The organism is Leisingera thetidis (assembly GCF_025857195.1).
In the GTDB taxonomy this organism is placed as follows: Bacteria; Pseudomonadota; Alphaproteobacteria; order Rhodobacterales; family Rhodobacteraceae; genus Leisingera; species Leisingera thetidis.
In genome coordinates, this window is record NZ_CP109787.1 from 2061118 (window position 1) to 2078620 (window position 17503).

The following is a 17503-nucleotide window of genomic DNA, read 5'->3' on the forward strand; positions in this document are numbered from 1 at the left end:
ACTGACCAGGAAATGCCGCCCCATGTCCCGTGCCAACACGTTTTCCTCTTACGGCAGCGTCGCCAAGACCTTCCACTGGCTGACCGCGCTGCTGATCTTCTCGGCCTTTCCGCTGGGCTATGTCGCCAACGGGCTGGCGCATCAGATCCAGAGCCCCGGTTTCGACGGCAGCCCGGCGGTGATCGAACGCGCCACGCTGCTCTTCTCGCTGCACAAGACGCTGGGCGTCACCGTGTTCTTTACCGCGCTGCTGCGCATTCTCTGGGCGCTGAGCCAGCCCAAGCCCGGCCTGCTGCACCCGGACCGCAAGGCCGAGGCGCTGGCGGCGGAGGTGGTGCACTGGCTGCTGTACGGCTCGCTGGTGGCGGTGCCGCTGAGCGGCTGGATCCACCATGCCGCCACCACCGGCTTTGCGCCGATCTGGTGGCCGTTCGGACAGACCCTGCCGTTTGTGCCGAAATCCGAAGCCCTGGCCGAGCTGACCGCGGGGGTGCACTGGGTGCTGGTCTGGACCTTGGCGGCGGCGCTGGGCCTGCATGCCGCCGGCGCGCTGAAGCACCATGTGATCGACCGTGACGCCACCCTGCGGAGGATGCTGCCGGGCCGCGGCCGGCTGCCGCAGCCGCCGGCGCAGGCGCACAGCCTGGCGCCGCTGCTCGCGGCGCTGCTGGTCTGGGCCGGCGCGCTGGGCGGCGGCGCGGCCATCGGCGTGTTCGGCAGCCGCGAGGCCGCGCCTGAGCAGGCCGGCGGCACCGCCGCCCCGGTGGTCGCCACCGTCCCCGGGGCCACCGGCTGGACCGTGGACTCGGGCACCCTGGGCCTTGCGGTGACCCAGATGGGCAGCCAGGTTGCGGGCAGCTTCGGCGAATGGACCGCGGTGGTAAACTTTGAAGAGCCCGCAGCGCCGGGGCCGGCCGGGGATGTCGAGGTGACGGTCTCGATCGCCTCGCTGGAACTGGGCTCGGTGACGGCGCAGGCGATGGGTGCGGATTATTTCGACAGCGCCAATTTCCCCACCGCGCTGTTCAAGGCGGAGATCGAAAAGCTGGAAGACGGCTATCAGGCGGCGGGCACCCTGACCATCAAGGACCAGACCGTGCCCGTCACCCTGCCCTTTGACCTGGAGCTGGAGGGGGACCGCGCGAAAATGACCGGCGCGCTGACCCTGAACCGGCTGGATTTCGGCATCGGCAAGAGTCTGGCGGATGAAAGCTCGCTGGCGTTTGCGGTGGAGGTGCCGGTGGCGCTGGAGGCGCGCCGGGCCGAGTGATCCGGCCCCGCGCCTGCCCGTTAAGAAAGAGCCCCGGCTGCGCGCCGGGGCTTTTTTGCCCGCCGGGCTGCCGCAGCCGGACGCCGCGGACCGGTGCCGGGTCCGCAGCTCAGCCTGCAGTGCATATGTCCCGCGGGCGGCCCGTGCGGGCCTGCCCGTCACTGCCGCCCGCCCCTGTCAGTAGCGGTAGCCCTGGCGGTAGCGGTGGCCGCCGCGCTGGCGCAGATGGTGCCGGTCGCGCCCGGCATGATGGCGGCGGTAGCCGTGGTTGCCGTAGTGCTTTCTGGGCTGGTAGTAATAGTCCCTGCGCGGCTGGTGGTAATGGACGCGGCCGCGGTGGCGGTCCCGGTCGTTGTCCAGACTCTTGAGAATGATGCCGAGCGCGACAATGCCGGCAATGGCCCGCGCCGCGTCTGCATTGGAATCATGGGCAGCCGCAGGCGGCGCAAAAGCCAGGTTTGCGGCAAGGGCCAGGGCCGCGGCGGCAGAGGTAATATGGCCGAAGCGGATCATGGTGCCTCCTTTCCGAGGTGGCCGGAGAGGCCGGCGCCATGATGCTGCGCCGAAGCGCAAAACGCCAATGAACTCCTGTCACGCTTTGGGGAGCGCAGCGGCGGCGCATGAAAAAGCCGCCGGCCCTGAGAGCCGGCGGCATGCCATTCAGATCTTCGGACCGGTGTCAGCTGTCGGCCTTCATCGCCTCGACGGAGATGTTGATGTTCACTTCGTCGCTGACGAAGGGCGCGAACTGGCCCAGGTTGTAGTCGGAGCGCAGCACGGTGGTGGTGGCGTCGAAGCCGGCCCAGGGCTTTTTCGCCATCGGGTGCTCGCCGGCCTTGTTCAGCTTGGCGTCCAGCACCACCGATTTGGTCACGCCGTTGAGGCTCAGGTCGCCGGTGATCCTGGCGGTGTCCTCGCCGGTCACCTCGATCGCGGTGGAGGTGAAGCTGACGGTCTCATCCTCGGTGGCGTCGAAGAAATCCTTGGTCATCAGGTGGTCGAACCGCGCCTGCCAGCCGGTGAACATGCTGCTGAGCGGCATCGACACCGAAACGCTGGAGTTGGACGGCTCCTCCTGGTCGAACATGATCTCGCCCTCGAAGCCCGCAAACAGGCCGTAGGTGGTCGAATAGCCGAGGTGGTTGTAATCGAACAGGATCTGGCTGTGGCCGGCATCCAGGACATATTTTTCCGGGGCAGCAGCGGCACCGGTTGCAGCGGCAGCGGCCAGGGCGGCGGCAAGCAGGGTCTTTTTCATGGGGAAGGCTCCGTCTGAATTGATCTTGTGGCAACAGATGTGGCGTTTGCCCCCCGATTGGGAAGCCCGCAAAAACCCACACTATCTGTGAACACGCGAACACAAAACCCGGCTGGCTGGCAGCCGGGCGCGCCTCGCGCGAATGTGATTGGAAGTCAGGTGAGGATCCGCACGGCGCCGCTGAGCTGGTCGCGCAGATGGCTGCGCATCTCGGCGGAGCCGATGGGCAGCTCGATCAGCAGGCTGCCATCGGTTTCCAGCATCTGCACGGCGGACGCGGTCAGCCGGGCCCCGCCGAGGGTGTCATAGCTGCGGCGCAGGACGGTGCGCGGCCGGCCGCGGCTGTCGCGCTGCAGAACCCGCAGCTCCCGGCGCACCGGATCAAAGCAGGCCTCCGGCCCGCTGCCGGGCTGATGTGCCGTCATCAGCACCAGGCCGCCCAGCAGGAAGGCAATGGACACCCCCATCCGGATCAGGTTCATCTCCGGGTCCGCCCCGGCCCCGGGCACCAGCCACAGCCCGGTGGAGCTGAGGATCATCGCCACCCCCAGCAGGCGCAGCACAACAATCCGCAGCTTCCAGTTCGCCTCCAGCCGCAGGCTCAGCGGCACCGCGCCGGCAATCGCGCCGAGCGCACTGGAGCCTGGCGCCTTGGAAACCAGCGGCGGGTTCTGATCTGTCACTGCCATTCGACTGCCCTTTCCCAATCTGACCCTGCCGGAGAACCCGGCATTGCGGCTTCTGTCCGCGTTAAGATCCCATTAAGAAGTGAAGTCCTGCATTGGGGCATCAATGCGGCGGGCTTGCGGAAATGCCGCGGCGCCCGCTGCCCGCGCAGCCGCCGCCTTTTGCCTTGCTCTTTCAGCCTCAGCCTGTATAGGAGGCCCTGCTTCCGCGGCATTTCCGATCCGCGCAGCCTCTCGTGACCAGGCAGCGGAAGCAATGATGCCCGGTCTATGAAATGCGCCTAGACACAAACAGGAGTTCGCATGCCACTCTATGAGCATGTCATGATTGCGCGTCAGGACCTGTCCAACTCGCAAGCTGAAGGCCTCATCGAACACTTCGGTGCTGTTCTGTCCGACAACGGCGGCAAGCTGGTCGATCAGGAGTACTGGGGCGTCAAGACGATGGCCTACAAGATCAACAAGAACCGCAAGGGCCACTATTCCTTCCTGAAGACCGACGCGCCCGCGTCCGCCGTTCAGGAAATGGAGCGCCTGATGCGTCTGCACGACGACGTGATGCGCGTCCTGACCATCAAGGTCGACGAGCACGCCGAGGGCCCTTCGGTCCAGATGCAGAAGCGCGACGAACGCGACACCCGTCGCGAGCGCCGCTGATCGTAGCTTGAGAAAAGGACGCTAAATCATGGCAGCCAAACCGTTTTTCCGCCGCCGCAAAGTGTGCCCCTTCTCGGGCGACAACGCACCGGCAATCGATTACAAAGACACCCGTCTTCTGCAGCGCTACATCTCTGAGCGCGGCAAGATCGTGCCGTCGCGCATCACCGCAGTTTCGGCCAAGAAGCAGCGTGAACTGGCCCGTGCTATCAAGCGCGCCCGCTTCCTCGCCCTGCTGCCCTACGCCGTGAAGTAAGGAGATAGGCAGATGCAAGTTATCCTTCTTGAGCGCGTTGCAAAGCTGGGCCAGATGGGCGACGTCGTCGACGTGAAGCCCGGGTTCGCCCGCAACTTCCTGCTGCCGCAGGGCAAGGCAAAGACCGCCTCCGACGCCAACATCGCCGCCTTTGAGGACCAGAAAGCGCAGCTGGAAGCGCGCAACCTGGAAACCAAGAAAGAGGCCGAGGCTCTGTCCGCGAAACTGGACGGCCAGCAGTTCGTCGTGATTCGCTCCGCATCGGACGCGGGCGCGCTGTACGGCTCGGTCACCCCGCGCGACGCCGCCGAGGCCGCAACCGCGGACGGTTTCACCGTCGACAAGAAACAGGTCGCCCTGATCGCTCCGATCAAGTACCTCGGCCTGCACTCGGTCTCCGTGAAACTGCACCCGGAAGTCGAAGCCGTCATCAATCTGAACGTTGCCCGCTCGGTTGAAGAAGCCGAACTGCAGGCATCCGGCAAATCGATCCAGGAGCTGGCCGCCGAAGAGGAAGCCGCTGCTGAATACGAGATCGCCGAACTGTTCGACGACATCGGCTCCGCAGCGTCCGACGACGACGAGGCACCGGCTGCCGAGGCCGCTGGCGAAGAAAACAACTGATCCTTCTGGACCGGAAAAGATCGGAAAAGGCCGCCATCTTCGGGCGGCCTTTTCTTTTCCGGCTTAACAGTTTGAAAAGATGATCTAAGTTGTAGGAACATGGGTATCCCCCCGTAAACCTCCTGTTTGTCCGCATCTGCCAGGATGAGCGCGGGAGAAGTACGAAGTACAAGGGGATGTGCGATGCAAGATGCATTGGAGCGCGAGGAGCTGGCATTGCGCCGGCGGCTGCTGTTCCGTCTGCTGCGCGGCCAAAGGTTCGACCGCCCGGCCTTCAGCACTGAGGCGATTTCCGATCCGGTGCCAAAGGGATTGATCGCGCCCGGCGACAGCCTGTTCAAACCGCCGCGCCGGAACACGCAGAAAACCGCCTGATTGCACCGGGCATACCGCCCGAAATCCGCATCCCGCCTGCTGCCACCGGCGGGGATGCACTGCCGCCCGGAAGGGTTTCGGAAAGACGCCAGGCGATGCGTCCCCGGGTGTTTTCAGGTGCCGTTTCCACCCGCGCCATTCTGATGGCGTGCAAAGCGGATTCGGCCGTCGCGCCTGCGGAGGGCAAGGCTGGCGGCCAGCTGCCGGCCATCGGCAGAAGACAGTTATGGGGACCGCGAAATTTGGGAAACAGCCGCGGCCCCCTCTGCCCGACATGGTCAGCTGCCCCACAGGCGTGAGGGGCAAACTGCCCTGAGGGTTGTTCTGCCTCAATGCGCAGCCCCAACATGTAGTGGAATGACATACTAAACAATTGCCTAATGCGTAAAGTTTGAATCACATGGCCGGCACCGGCCGAAAGCCCCCGGAACCGCCTGTCACAGGCGGAAACCCCCGCGGCGGCTGGCGGTTCCCTGCCGGTTCCCGAAAGCTGCGGAACGGAGCGCATTGCAGCTGGCCGCATTGCAGCTAGGCTGCCGCCGTGAAACCACTTTCGGAGGCCGCATGCCGCGCCGGACAACTCTGATCTTATTTTTCGCAGCCGCAGTTCTGGCTGCCTGCTCAACCACCGCGTCACCCCCAGCGGTGGCAAAGCACAATCCGCCGCTCTACCCCAATGAAACGCCGGAACTGCGGCAGCGGATCAACTACTGGGCCGACCACTACGAAGTGCCGCGCAGCCTGGTGCACCGGCTGGTCATACGCGAGAGCACCCACCGGCCCTATGCGGTGAACCGCCCCTATTACGGGCTGATGCAGATCCTGCCCGCCACCGCCCGTTCGATGGGCTTCGATGGCAAACCCAAGGAGCTGCTCGATGCCGATACCAATCTGCAGTTTGCGGTGAAATACCTGCGCGGCGCCTGGCTGATTTCCGACGGAAGCCAGGACCAGGCCGTCAAGCATTATTCCCGCGGCTATTATTACGAGGCTAAGCGCCGCGGCATGCTCCAGGAGACCGGCCTGCGGCACTGACCGCCTGAGCGGCAGCCGCGCCCCGCAGCGGCGCAGCCCGGCCCGGCGGGCCGCTCCTCTTTCCCGAGGACGGCGCCGAGGGCGGGCGGGGGCCTTCCGGGCCAGGTCCGCCGGGATTTTAGCAGAATTCTAACGGTCCTGCGCTTTACTGGCGCCATGCTGAGCCTGTTGAACCTGCTGCTGCCCGCGCTGATGCCTTCCTGGCGTTTCTTCAAGTCTGTTGATCCGTCGCCGCGGGTTGAATGGGCCATGACGGCCAGTGCCGGCAGCGCGGCGGTCCAATGGCAGGAGTTCCGCCCGCGCCCGCAGCGTCTGACGCCGCTGGACATGGCGCAGCGGATGCTGTGGAACCCGCGCTGGAACGAAAGCCTGTTCCTGGTCAGCTGCGCCGAACGTCTGACGCTGAACCCTGCGGACCACAGCCTGCAGGAAATCCTGCGCAGGATCGCCGCCGAACTGGAACGCGCGCTGCCGCCGGGCGCCCGGCTGCCTTACCTGCGGTTCCGCCTCGTCTTCATCGACCGCGATGAGAACGGGGCGCTGATCAAGGCTGTCACCTATCAATCAGAACCGCAGCTGATGGCCGCACAGGACGCAGCATGAGCCTGGAGCTGGCCTTGCGCGCAACCGAGGTGCTGCTGGCGCTTGCCTTCCTGCAGCAAAGCGCCGAGCATCTGGCGGGCTTCCGGGACGAGCAGATCCTGCATGTGCCCCGCCTGCTGCTGGCCGGGCTGCTGCTGTTCGGGATTGCCACGCCCTGGGTGCTGCTGGGGCTGGCGGTCCTCGGGCTCCTGATCCTGCGGCGCTTTCAGGGCCCCTACAACGGCGGCAGCGACAAGATGAGCCTGCTGGTGCTCAGCTGCCTGGCCGCGGCCCGCTGGCTGCCGTCCGAACAGTGGCAGGAGTATGCCTTTGCCTATCTCGCCGGGCAGCTGGTGATCTGCTATTTCATCTCCGGCCAGGTCAAGATCGTGAACCCCGAATGGCGCTCCGGCCGGGCGCTGCAGGATGTGTTCCGCTTCTCGGCCTACCCGGTCAGCGAAGAGCTGCGCACCTTTGCTGACCGCCCGCGTTTGCTGTGGATGTCGGGCTGGGCCGTCATGCTGTTCGAGGTGCTGTTTCCGCTGGCGCTTTTCAGCCGCGAGGCGCTGATCCTGGCTCTGTTCACCGCGGCGCTGTTCCATCTTGCCAATGCCTGCGTGTTCGGGCTGAACCGGTTCTTCTGGATCTGGCTGGCGGCCTACCCCTCCCTCCTGTGGCTGCAGGAGCGGGTGGTGTTCTGAACACGCCGCCGGGGCCGGCCGCCCCGCTGAGTCTCTTTCAGGATCCGGCGGCCGGGGCCGGCAGCAAAAAAGGCCGCCCTGCGGGCGGCCTTTCCGTAACTTCGGCAGCGGCGGGGATTATTCCTCGTCCAGCGCCTCGACAGCTTTCTGCAGCTCGTCCTTGGAGATCTCTTTCTCGGTGACTTTGGCCTGGCCAACGATGTGGTCGACAACTTTGTCTTCAAAGATCGGCGCGCGCAGCTGCTGCTGCATCTGGGCGTTCTGCTGGATGAACTCGAAGAACTGGCGCTCCTGGCCCGGGTACTGGCGGGCTTGCTGCATGATTGCCTGGGTCATTTCGGCGTCGGTCACTTCGACTTCGGCTTTCTGGCCCAGCTCGGCCAGCAGCAGGCCCAGGCGCACGCGGCGCTCGGCCAGCTTGGTGTGCTCGTCGGTGGCTTCGATCTCGCCGTGGTCGTGGCCTTCCACTTCCGGGTTTTCCTCGTGCCACAGCTGATGCGCGATCTGCTTGGATTCCGCTTCCACCAGCGACGGCGGCAGGTCGAAGGAGACCAGGGTATCCAGCTTGTCCAGCAGCGCACGCTTCATCACCGCGCGGGCGGCGCCGGCGTATTCGGCTTCCAGGCGCTCGGTGATCTGCGCTTTCAGCGCGTCCAGGTCGTCGGCACCGAATTTCTTGGCCAGCTCGTCATCGATCTCAGCCGCTTTCGGGGCTTTGACTTCCTTGACGGTGCAGGAGAACACGGCCTCTTTGCCGGCCAGGTGCTCGGCGCCGTATTCCTCGGGGAAGGACACGGTCACGTCTTTTTCTTCACCGGCTTTGGTGCCGACCAGCTGCTCTTCGAAGCCGGGGATGAAGGAGTTGGAGCCCAGGGTCAGCGGGTAGTCGTCGCCTGCGCCGCCGTCAAAGGCTTCGCCGTCGATCTTGCCGACAAAGTCGATCACGACCTGGTCGCCGTCTTCCGCAGCAGCACCGTCTTCGCGGGCTTCGAATTCCTGCGCGGTTTCCGCCAGGTTGGCCAGCGCCTCGGTGACGGCTTCTTCTTCAGCCTTCACCACCAGCTTTTCCAGCTCGACGCCGGAGAAGTCGACCTCGGGGATTTCCGGCAGTGCCTCATAGGACATCTCGACGTTGACGTCGTCGCCTTCTTTCCAGTCTTCGTTGGTCATCTTCACGTCGGGCTGCAGCGCCGGACGGTCGCCGCTGTCCTCGAAATGCTTGTTCATGGCGCCGTCGACGGCTTCCTGCATGGCTTCGCCCATCAGGCGCTGGCCGAACTGCTTTTTCAGCAGCGCCATCGGAACCTTGCCCTTGCGGAAACCCTTCATTTCGACTTCCGGCTGCGCTTCGACGAGCTTTTCGTTGACCTTCTCGTCCAGCTCGGCAGCCGTGACGGTGATGGCGTAGCCGCGTTTCAGACCTTCGTTCAGCGTCTCGGTGACCTGCATCCTATACCCCATAGAGATTCGGGGCGCGTGCGCGCAGGCGCCCCCAGACAATTTGCGGTCTTCTATTTCCCCCGGCGCCCCGGCGCAAGAGGCATTGCCCCATTCCTGCGCAATCGCGCGGATTTCCAAGGCCGCAAACGAAAAACACGCCCGCAAAGGGGCGTGTTTCCGTTCTGGATCCGAGGGAATGGTTTCAGAACTTCCAGCGGGCGCCGGCCAGGATCACATTGGCGTCCTGATAGGCGGTGGCGCTGGTGTCCGCATAGGAGTAGTCGCGGTAGGCGAGGTAGGCCTCGACGTTCAGAGCGTCGATATTCTGAACTGCGGCCACACCCCAGGACTCGGCACTGTCGCCAGCGGTTACCATGTCCGAGCCATCGTAGTAGTCGACCGAAAACGCGGTGGAGCCCGCAGCAATCAGGTCTGTCTTGTAGCCCAGCTTGGCATAGGCATAGGTGCCTGCAATGTCGCGTTCGCCCGCAGCCACGTTCAGCGACAGGCCGGTTGCCTTGTGCAGCACTGCGAAGGAGCCGGAGACATCGCGCTGGTCGGGCTCGCCGGTTTCTTCGGTCCAGGACGCGCCGATGCCGGCATCGACCGCAAAGGCCGCAGCATCGTCATTGGCCCAACGCACGGCCACATCGTAGCTTTCGCGGTCATTCGCATCCTTCAGGACATCGGTGCCGTAGGAGGTCGACAGGGTAAAGCCTGCAAGCTCCGGCGTGTCGTAACGGATACGGCCCAGACGGCTGCCGTCCAGATCGGTGAAGGCATCGCTGATATCGATCCCGCTGAGAGCGCCCGCGCTGGTGCGGAAGGCATAGCCGCCGGCGGAATCCGCCACCGCGTTGGAAGCGCCGAGGCCGGTGCCCGAGAAATCCGCGCCGGTGATGCCGTCGGTTGCCATCGAGCCCTGGCCTGCCGAGAACCGGCCGTAGCGGGCGGTGTCGAACTGGAAGTCGACGTGGCGGATGTTGGTGCGGTCCCAGCTGACGTTGTCGCCGGTGGTCAGCTGGCTGACCCCGTCCGAGGACCGGAACCCGAAAGCGGTCTCGAAGTTGAAGCGCAGGGTGTTTTCGCCATAGGCCTGCTCCAGCCAGAAGCCGATCCGCGAGTTCGACGCGGCGTTGTCGGTCAGGCGGTTGAAGTCTTCCTGGCCGTCATCGAACGACTGGAAGGCCGGGTTGAACTGTCCGTACCAGCGGAAGCTGCCGCCGTTGTCGGTGGTGTACGCGGGTCCCGCAAAAGCCGGGGCTGCCAGAGCGGCGGCCAGCGAGGCGGCGCCTGCGCGAACGGCAAATTTCGTGCTCATTTTCCTGAGTCTCCTGTTCCATCAGCAGCGTGCCTCTCCATCCCTGAGACCGCTGCCTGGGCCATGGAGTACCGGGCATTTTTTCCGCCCCGGAGACTTGAAATCCGCGCGCCCTACCGCCGGCGCGAAATGGGCGGAACTCCGCTTACGGCGGATTTTCGCCTGCGGATTTCCGCTTAATCACCGGCAGTTACGTGACATTCATCACAGATCGCGCGGCGTTCCGCACAGGGGCGCCATGCGCCTGCTGCAACCCTGCACTGCTGCGCATCCAAATGTCAGATTCTGCACAGGCCCACTGCCGCCCCGGCAGAAAAAAACGCGCCCCGCCGGCCGGAGCGCGCAACGGCCGCTGCCCTGGACCGGACCGTCAGAACCGCCAGCGGGCGCCCAGAACCACGGTGGTCAGATCCTGATAAGACGCTGCCGCATCCTCATACTCATACTCCTGATAGGTCAGGTAGATATCGGTGTTGAGGCGTTCGACCTTCTGGACCGCGCCAATGCCCCAGCCCTTGGTGCTGGAACCGGTGACATTGAAGTCCTCGCCGTCGTAGTAATGCACCCCGAATCCGGTCTTGCCCCAGGCGAGCCATTCGTTTTCATAACCGATCTTGGCGTAATAATAGCTGGGGTCGCTGGCACCGGCTGCGTCATCGTCCCTGGTGCCGCCCGCAACAGTGAAGCTGAGGCCGTTGCCCAACAGGACCGAGGCAGCCCCCAGCACATCCGACCGCTCGGCACCCGCGTTGTCCCGAACCTGGTAGGCCAGAGAGGCATTGAAGGCGGCAGAGCCGATTTCCTGCCCGTAGAACAGGCCGATATCATAATAGTCGGCGTCATCCGCCGACGACAGGACATTCTTGCCCCAGGCGGCCCCGGCAGAAAAGCCGTTGAAATCAGGAGTGTCATAGCGGATGCGGCCGCGGCGGGATCCGTCGAGATTGTCAACGGCGTTTGCCAGCGCCGGCCCGCTCAGGGCGCCGGCCGTGTCACGGATCAGAAACCCGGCATTGGCATCAACGGTGTAGGAATAAAGCGCCGTGCCGACATAGGACAGGTCGGTCTCAGCCGCGCCGTCGGCAACCATGCTGCCCTGCCCGGCAGACAGCTTGCCCCAGTTCCCTTCCAGCCAGAAGTCCACATGCCGCAGGTCCGCCCGCGTCCAGCCGCTGTAGTTCGAGCCGAACTGGCTGACCTCGGTGGAGTTCGGGAAGCCCAGCCCGGTCTCGAAGCGGAAGCCGAAGGTGTTGCTGCCGATCGGCTGCATCAGGCGCAGCCCGACCCGGGAACGGGACAAGTCATTGTCCAGCAGGTTCGTTTCTGTCTGCTGGCCATCATCGACAGAAATGATGGCCGGGTTGAACTGGCCGTAGATTTCGACATAGCCGCCGGAGTTGTTGGAATATTTCAATTCGGCTGATGCCGGCTGCCCCAAGGCCCACAGCCCGGCTGCAGCCATTGCGGTGATCGAAAGAAGACGATTCACGACCATCCTCCTCTATATCTGATTACTGGTGAACACACATGGCAGCCGCTGCCCGCCGCCTGCCAGGCCGAAGTATAGCATAATCCCGCCGGGACCGGGGAAATCATTGACCGGCCCCAGGCATATTCGACCGCCCCATGCGGTCAGGCCGCGGACTGGCCGCAGTCAGGCAAGGAGAGGCGCAAACGGAACTCCCGCCGGCGCGCTGAGCGATCCGTTCCCCCGCGCGGTGTCCCAGCCTGCATCCGCCCGGAGTTGCCCCCGGGGGCAGCACTCGCCTGATCCCATTCGGCACCGGCCCCCGATCTCATCGCTCCGGCTGTCCGGTATGCTGCCATGGTCCTGACGGAGTTGTTGCGGCTGAGGCCGACCAGGGAGAAAATCAGTCTCGGCAAGCCTGGCCGAACGCCAAAGCGCAACTTTGGCATTGCCGCCGTTCGCGGATCGCGCAGCAGTTCCGAAGAGCGAAGGACCGCACAGTCGGACAAAGCGCCCTTTCGCGGCAAGCAGGCTCAGCGCCGCCAAATGGCCGAAGCCCATGCAATTTCAAGCGGTGGCTCGATAACGCGGAGGAATCCTGCCAGGCTGCTGACTGGCTTAGTTGCCACCCTTTGCCTGGAAAGCCCCGGCATGGCCCGGGAACAATGTCTGAAGGAAATTCAGTGTCTGCTCCAGCGCCCCTTCCCGGGTGTAGATGTGCGGGAACAAGTGCAGCTTCTGCCAGTAACCGTCGGTCAGTGAGTCAATCCAACCCCCGGCCCTGTCCGCCTTGCCGGGGTCCTCCGGCATCAGTTTGTGGCAGATCTCGGCGAGCATTTGAGACCTCTTCTCCTCGAACTCGCCAGTGATCTCGGCATACTGCGGGACGAAGTTCTGCTCTCCAAAGAAGGCAAACCAGATGGCGAGCGCGCTGGGATTGCAGATCTTTGCGCTGAAATCCGCCTCGATGATCCTGCGCAGACGGGCCGCGGGGTCCTCAGGCGCCTTTTGCAGGGCCGCCTGCCAGTGCGCCTCATAGGTCTGATACTGGTCCCGCAGCGCCTCGGTCAGGATGCCGGTCTTGGACTTGAAGTAGAAGACGGCAACACCCTGCGACAGCCCGGCCTCGTTGGCCACAGTGGCCAGCGTCGTCTTGGCAAGACCGTTGACGACAATCGATTTCAGCGTTGCATCGAGAATCTGCCGCCGGCGCATGTCGGCGTTTTCCTTGCGCTCCTTGCGCGGCTTCCTGCCGCTGCCCTGCGATGCCACCATAAGAAATCCAAACTTCAATTTTCCTCCTTGTTCCACAATTCGCTGCGCCTGTCAGCCCGATTATTTTTATTTGAGCGCTCAAAATAACTTTACGCGGAAAATCTTCTCTACTAGGCTCCACTCAGCAACAGCGAAACCTGGAGAACCTCATGGGGCAGCACGACAGATATGACGCCATCGTGGCCGGCGCCGGGCACAACGGGCTTACCGCGGCCTGCTACCTTGCCAAGGCCGGGCTGAAGGTTCTGGTGGTGGAAAAGAACGATTGGATCGGCGGTGCGGCAGTGAGCCGGTCGCTGCATGAAGGCTGGACTTATTCAAACTGCTCCTATGTCTGCTCGCTGCTGCGGCGCGAGATTGTGCGCGACCTGGAACTGCCGAAATACGGGCTGCAGGTGATCCCCTACGAAGGCGGCGCCAGCTTCAGCAGCGATGGGGATTACTTTGCGTATATGTCTGACCATGATGCCCTGCGCAGAGAGATTTCCCGCCACAGCGCCCATGATGCGGATGCTTACGACCGCTTCAGCCAGACGGTGATCCGCCAGTGCCGTTTCATCCGGCCCTTCCTGCTGCGCAACGCGCCGGACCCGACCTCGCTGAAGCCGCGCGACATTGGCGAGCTGTTGTTCCTGATCAAACAAGCACACGGGCTGGGCAAGAAGGAACTGGGCGAGACGCTGCGGTTCTGGTCGATGTCGATCGGCGACTTTCTGGACGAGCATTTCGAAAGCGATCTGATCAAGGCGCACATCGCCGGCGCAGGCATCATCGGCACCGGACTGGGCGTCTACTCCCCCGGCACCGCCTATGTGCTGCTGCATCACTACATGGGCGATGTGGACGGCGCGATCGGGGCCTGGGGGTTTGCCCGCGGCGGCATGGGCGCGATCTCCAACGCATTGGGGGCCTGTTTCGAGGAGGCAGGCGGCACCATTGTCACCGGTTCCGGCGTCGACCGGTTTCTGGTGGACAATGGCAGGGTCACCGGCGTGGCGCTGGACAACGGCGACGAATACCACGCGCCCATCGTCGCCTCCAACATGGATGTGAAACGCACCTTCCTGCAGCATACCGGCCAGCAGCACCTGCCCGGCGACTTCGTGAAGGCGGTCAAGCGGTTCAAGATCCGCGGCTCCTCGGGCAAGCTGAATATCGCGCTGGATGCCCTGCCCGAGTTCCCCGCCGCCCCCAAGGGCGCACCGTTTCTGCGCGGCGATCTGCATTGCGCCGAAAGCCTGAACGAGCTGGAACGCGCCTATGACGACTGGAAGGAGGGCCGCTGGTCGTCCGATCCCTATTTCGACATGCTGATCCCCAGCCAGATCGACCCGACCATGGCGCCGCCGGGCAAACACATGATGACCGTCTTCGTGCAGTACGCGCCCTATGACCTGGAAGTGGGCGGGGTGCGCGCGGGCACCAACTGGAACGGCCAGACCCGCGGCGCCTTTGCCGATTGCGTCTTCGACAAGCTGGAGCAGGCCTGCCCCGACATCCGCAGCAAGACCCTGCATGCCGAGGTCCGCACGCCCTGGGACATCGAGCAGGAAGTGGGCCTGACCGAAGGCAACATCTTCCAGGGCGAGCTGACTTTCGACCAGCTGCTCTTCAACCGCCCGGTGCCGGGCTATGCGCAATACGACACCCCCATCAACGGCATGTATATCGTCGGCTCTTCCGCCCATCCGGGCGGCGGGGTGATGGCGGCGCCGGGCGCCAATGCCGCCCGGGAAATCCTGCGCAATATCGGCCGCGGCGGCGCCATGACCGGCTATGCGGCCTGAGGACCAGAAGATGACCACACCAACCTACGACGCAATTGTTATCGGCGCCGGCCACAACGGGCTTGCCGCCGCGGCGACATTGGCCCGCAAGGGCAAATCCGTCTGCGTGATCGAGAAGAACGCAACCACAGGGGGCATGGCCCGCAACACCACGCTTGCGAACGGAATACAGGCGCCGGAAATCGCGCATCTGCTCTACAACCTGCACCCCAAGGTGAAGAAGGAATTGGGCCTTGGCTCTGCCCGCGCGCCGCTGGAGGTGCGGGACCTGTCGGCGGTTTCGCTGTCGGCGGACGGAAACCATGCGGTTATCCGCAATGGCAAGGCAGAACTGGCGGACGGACGGCCCCACCCGGAGGCCGCGCCCTTTGCCGATCTGATGCGCCGCCTGACGCTGTTTGCCGGGCTGCTGGGGCAGCTTTCGACCAAGTCCCCGCCCTCGCTGGAGGGCGGCCTGGCCAGCCTGCACACGCTGACGGAGCTTGCCGGGCTGGCCAAACTGGGGCTGGACCTGAAACGGATGGGCAAGAAGGACATGCGCGAGTTTCTCCGCGTGCTGCTGTCCAATGCCTATGACCTGATCCTGGACGATCTTGAGGACGGCCCGCTGGCCGGTGCGCTGGCAGCGGATGCGGTGCGCGGCGCCCATGCCGGGCCGCGTTCGCCCGGAACAGTGTTTACCCTGATGTACCGTCTGGGCCAGGGCGGCGGCGCGCAATTGCCGATGGGCGGCATGGGCGCAGTTGCCGCAGCGTTCGAGGCCGCGGCCCGCGCCGCCGGCGCCGAAATCCGCACCGGCACCGGCGTGGCCCGGGTGCGGGTGGAAAACGACCGCGCGGCGGGTGTGGTGCTGGAGGACGGCACCGGGCTGTCCGCCCGAACGGTTCTGAGCAACACCGGCCCGCTGCCCGCAATGAATCTGGCAGGCGCCGGGCATTACGACGTGGAAATGGTGCGGCGGATGCGCAACCAGCGTTGCAAGGGCGCCGCCGCCAAGGTGAACCTGGTTCTGAGCACTGCGCCCGCGTTCACCGGCCTCAGCCGCGATCTGATGGCGGGCCGGCTGCTGATCGCACCCGGTGCAACCTATGTGGAACGCGCATTCAACCCGGCAAAATACGGGGAAATACCCGGAAACCCGGTGATCGAGGCCGTCATCCCGAGCCTGACCGATCCGGCGCTAGCCCGCGGCGGGCAGCATGTGCTGTCGGCCGTCGTCAGTTCCGTCCCCTATGCGCTGGAGGGCGGCTGGGATGAGGCGGCTCGCGAAGAACTTGCAGCCATCACGCTCGAAACGCTGGAGAGCTACGCCCCCGGGATCAGCGCGCTGGTCACGGATCGTCAGGTGCTCAGCCCCGCCTGCATCGAGGCCCGGACGGGCGCGCCGGGCGGCCATTGGCACCATGCGGAGATGGGCATCGACCAGATCCTGACGGTGCGGCCCGCCAACGGCATGGCGCATTACCGTTTTGGCCCAGAGGGCTATTACCTCTGCGGCGCGGGCGCCCATCCGGGCGGCGATGTGACCGGGCTGGCCGGCCGCAACAGCGCCTTGCAGCTTCTGAAAGACGGGGTGATCTGATGACCAAACATGTGCCCATCGGCCTGATCGAAACCCCGTTCCAGCCACGGCTGGACACGCACGGCACCGCCAAGAGCTGGACCAACTGGGCGGGCTATGTGTCACCCGCGATGCTGGACACGGTGGAGTTCGAATATTTCGCCATCCGCAATCAGACCACCCTGTTCGATATCTCGCCGATGCACAAATACCGCATCACCGGGCCGGATGCGCTGCGGGTGGTGAACCGGCTAGTGACCCGCGACGCCGCCAAGCTGCGCGACGGGCGGGTCGGCTATGTCCTGTGGTGCGACGAAGAGGGCATGGTGATCGACGACGGCACCCTGTTCCGGTTTTCGGAAACGGACTTCCGCCTGTGCTGCCAGGAGCCGATGTACACGTGGCTGCTTGATACCGCCTGGGGCTTTGACGCCGTGATCACTGACGAGAGCCATGAGATCGCAGCCCTGTCGCTGCAGGGACCGACCTCGTTCTCGCTGCTGCAGGACGCCGGCCTGGGCGCCGTGGCCAATATGAAGCCTTTTGACTGGCGCGGTATCGAGCCTGACCTCTGGATTTCCCGCACCGGCTTCACCGGCGACCTCGGCTATGAACTCTGGGTACCGAACGGCAAGGCGCTGGAGCTGTGGGACCGGCTGTGGGCCAAGGGCGGCCACTGGGGCCTGAAGGCGATCGGCTTCGATGCGCTCAACATCTGCCGGATCGAGGCCGGGTTCATCGCCGCGGGCTTCGACTTCCAGCCGGTGCACAGGGCCATGCGGCTGGGCCGCGGCCGCAGCCCGCTGGAACTGGGGTTCGGCAGGATGGTGGATTTCACCAAGGGCCACTTCAACGGCCGCCGCGCGCTGCTGGATCAGCAGAAGAACGGCCTTCGGTACCACCTGCGCAAGATCGAGATCGGCGGTTTCAAACCGGCAGACGGTGCGCTGATCTACCACAAGAAGAAGAAGGAGGTGGGGCATGTGACCTCGGGCGTCTGGTCCCCCACCACCAAGCGCAACATCGCGCTGGCCGAGTTCAAGGCGCCCTTCGGCGAAGGCATCACCGATGACCTGTGGGCCGAAATCTATGTCAACGAGGAAGGCCAATGGAACAAGCGGCTGGTGCCGGTCACCATTGAGGACAAGCCCTTCTTCATCAACAGCCGCGCGCGGGCGACCCCGCCGCGCCCGTTCTGAACCGGATC

18 protein-coding genes are annotated in these 17503 nt (G+C 64.6%); 11 read left to right on the forward strand and 7 right to left on the reverse strand.

Annotation, left to right across the window (positions count from 1 at the left end; translation table 11 throughout):
- The first annotated feature begins 22 nt into the window (after positions 1–22).
- Positions 23–1270: a cytochrome b/b6 domain-containing protein gene (locus OKQ63_RS09830; protein WP_264213748.1), complete on the forward strand. Its 1248-nt coding sequence runs from the start codon at positions 23–25 to the stop codon at positions 1268–1270.
- Positions 1271–1447: 177 nt separating this feature from the next.
- Here the strand turns inward: OKQ63_RS09830 and OKQ63_RS09835 are convergent, their stop codons facing one another.
- The 3 genes from OKQ63_RS09835 to OKQ63_RS09845 form a co-directional block, all read right to left on the reverse strand.
- Entirely contained in the window at positions 1448–1783 is a 336-nt protein-coding gene (locus OKQ63_RS09835) for a hypothetical protein (RefSeq protein ID WP_264213749.1), read from the reverse strand.
- Between the two features lie 166 nt (positions 1784–1949).
- On the reverse strand, positions 1950–2528 hold the full coding sequence (locus OKQ63_RS09840; protein WP_264213750.1) for a YceI family protein: 579 nt from the start codon (positions 2526–2528) through the stop codon (positions 1950–1952).
- 155 nt (positions 2529–2683) lie between these two features.
- Positions 2684–3217 carry a hypothetical protein gene (locus OKQ63_RS09845; RefSeq protein WP_264213751.1) on the reverse strand — a complete coding sequence of 178 codons (534 nt, stop codon included), beginning with the start codon at positions 3215–3217 and terminating at the stop codon, positions 2684–2686.
- Between the two features lie 300 nt (positions 3218–3517).
- Here OKQ63_RS09845 and rpsF point away from each other — a divergent pair, with 300 nt between their 5' ends.
- The 7 genes from rpsF (at position 3518) to OKQ63_RS09880 (ending at position 7444) form a co-directional block, all read left to right on the forward strand.
- Positions 3518–3871 carry a 30S ribosomal protein S6 gene (gene rpsF, locus OKQ63_RS09850; protein ID WP_264213752.1) on the forward strand — a complete coding sequence of 118 codons (354 nt, stop codon included), beginning with the start codon at positions 3518–3520 and terminating at the stop codon, positions 3869–3871.
- A gap of 28 nt (positions 3872–3899) precedes the next feature.
- Positions 3900–4127, forward strand: a complete 228-nt coding sequence (rpsR, locus tag OKQ63_RS09855) for a 30S ribosomal protein S18 (RefSeq protein WP_005852865.1) — start codon at positions 3900–3902, stop codon at positions 4125–4127.
- Positions 4128–4139: 12 nt separating this feature from the next.
- Entirely contained in the window at positions 4140–4751 is a 612-nt protein-coding gene (gene rplI / locus OKQ63_RS09860) for a 50S ribosomal protein L9 (protein WP_264213753.1), read from the forward strand.
- Positions 4752–4934: 183 nt separating this feature from the next.
- A complete protein-coding gene (locus OKQ63_RS09865; protein WP_264213754.1) occupies positions 4935–5126 on the forward strand; it encodes a hypothetical protein in 192 nt (63 codons plus the stop codon).
- A 564-nt stretch (positions 5127–5690) separates the two neighbouring features.
- Positions 5691–6161, forward strand: coding sequence for a lytic transglycosylase domain-containing protein (locus OKQ63_RS09870; protein WP_264213755.1), 471 nt, complete (start codon positions 5691–5693; stop codon positions 6159–6161).
- Positions 6162–6317: 156 nt separating this feature from the next.
- Complete coding sequence (locus OKQ63_RS09875; RefSeq protein ID WP_264213756.1) at positions 6318–6764, forward strand: hypothetical protein; 447 nt, start codon at positions 6318–6320, stop codon at positions 6762–6764.
- Positions 6761–7444: an HTTM domain-containing protein gene (locus OKQ63_RS09880; RefSeq protein WP_264213757.1), complete on the forward strand. Its 684-nt coding sequence runs from the start codon at positions 6761–6763 to the stop codon at positions 7442–7444. Before OKQ63_RS09875 ends, OKQ63_RS09880 begins: the two co-directional genes overlap by 4 nt.
- Before the next feature lie 117 nt (positions 7445–7561).
- On the opposite strand, the gene tig is transcribed toward OKQ63_RS09880, so the two are convergent.
- The 4 genes from tig to OKQ63_RS09900 all read right to left on the reverse strand — a co-directional run bounded on the left by tig (position 7562) and on the right by OKQ63_RS09900 (position 12966).
- The gene (tig, locus tag OKQ63_RS09885; RefSeq protein ID WP_264213758.1) at positions 7562–8893 is read right to left on the reverse strand and encodes a trigger factor; all 1332 of its coding nucleotides are present in this window, start codon (positions 8891–8893) and stop codon (positions 7562–7564) included.
- A gap of 193 nt (positions 8894–9086) precedes the next feature.
- The gene (locus OKQ63_RS09890) at positions 9087–10205 is read right to left on the reverse strand and encodes a porin (protein ID WP_264213759.1); all 1119 of its coding nucleotides are present in this window, start codon (positions 10203–10205) and stop codon (positions 9087–9089) included.
- 370 nt (positions 10206–10575) lie between these two features.
- Positions 10576–11700 (reverse strand): porin, encoded by a 1125-nt coding sequence (locus tag OKQ63_RS09895; RefSeq protein ID WP_264213760.1) that lies wholly within the window; start codon positions 11698–11700, stop codon positions 10576–10578.
- 591 nt (positions 11701–12291) lie between these two features.
- A complete protein-coding gene (locus OKQ63_RS09900) occupies positions 12292–12966 on the reverse strand; it encodes a TetR family transcriptional regulator C-terminal domain-containing protein (protein ID WP_264213761.1) in 675 nt (224 codons plus the stop codon).
- Positions 12967–13097: 131 nt separating this feature from the next.
- Between OKQ63_RS09900 and OKQ63_RS09905 the strand changes: the two genes are divergently transcribed.
- Genes OKQ63_RS09905 through OKQ63_RS09915 form a run of 3 tightly spaced genes read left to right on the forward strand, consistent with a single transcriptional unit; the run spans position 13098 to position 17495 of the window.
- Complete coding sequence (locus OKQ63_RS09905) at positions 13098–14735, forward strand: phytoene desaturase family protein (RefSeq protein WP_264213762.1); 1638 nt, start codon at positions 13098–13100, stop codon at positions 14733–14735.
- Between the two features lie 10 nt (positions 14736–14745).
- Complete coding sequence (locus OKQ63_RS09910) at positions 14746–16317, forward strand: phytoene desaturase family protein (RefSeq protein WP_264213763.1); 1572 nt, start codon at positions 14746–14748, stop codon at positions 16315–16317.
- Positions 16317–17495: an aminomethyl transferase family protein gene (locus tag OKQ63_RS09915; protein WP_264213764.1), complete on the forward strand. Its 1179-nt coding sequence runs from the start codon at positions 16317–16319 to the stop codon at positions 17493–17495. Before OKQ63_RS09910 ends, OKQ63_RS09915 begins: the two co-directional genes overlap by 1 nt.
- Positions 17496–17503: the final 8 nt, after the last annotated feature.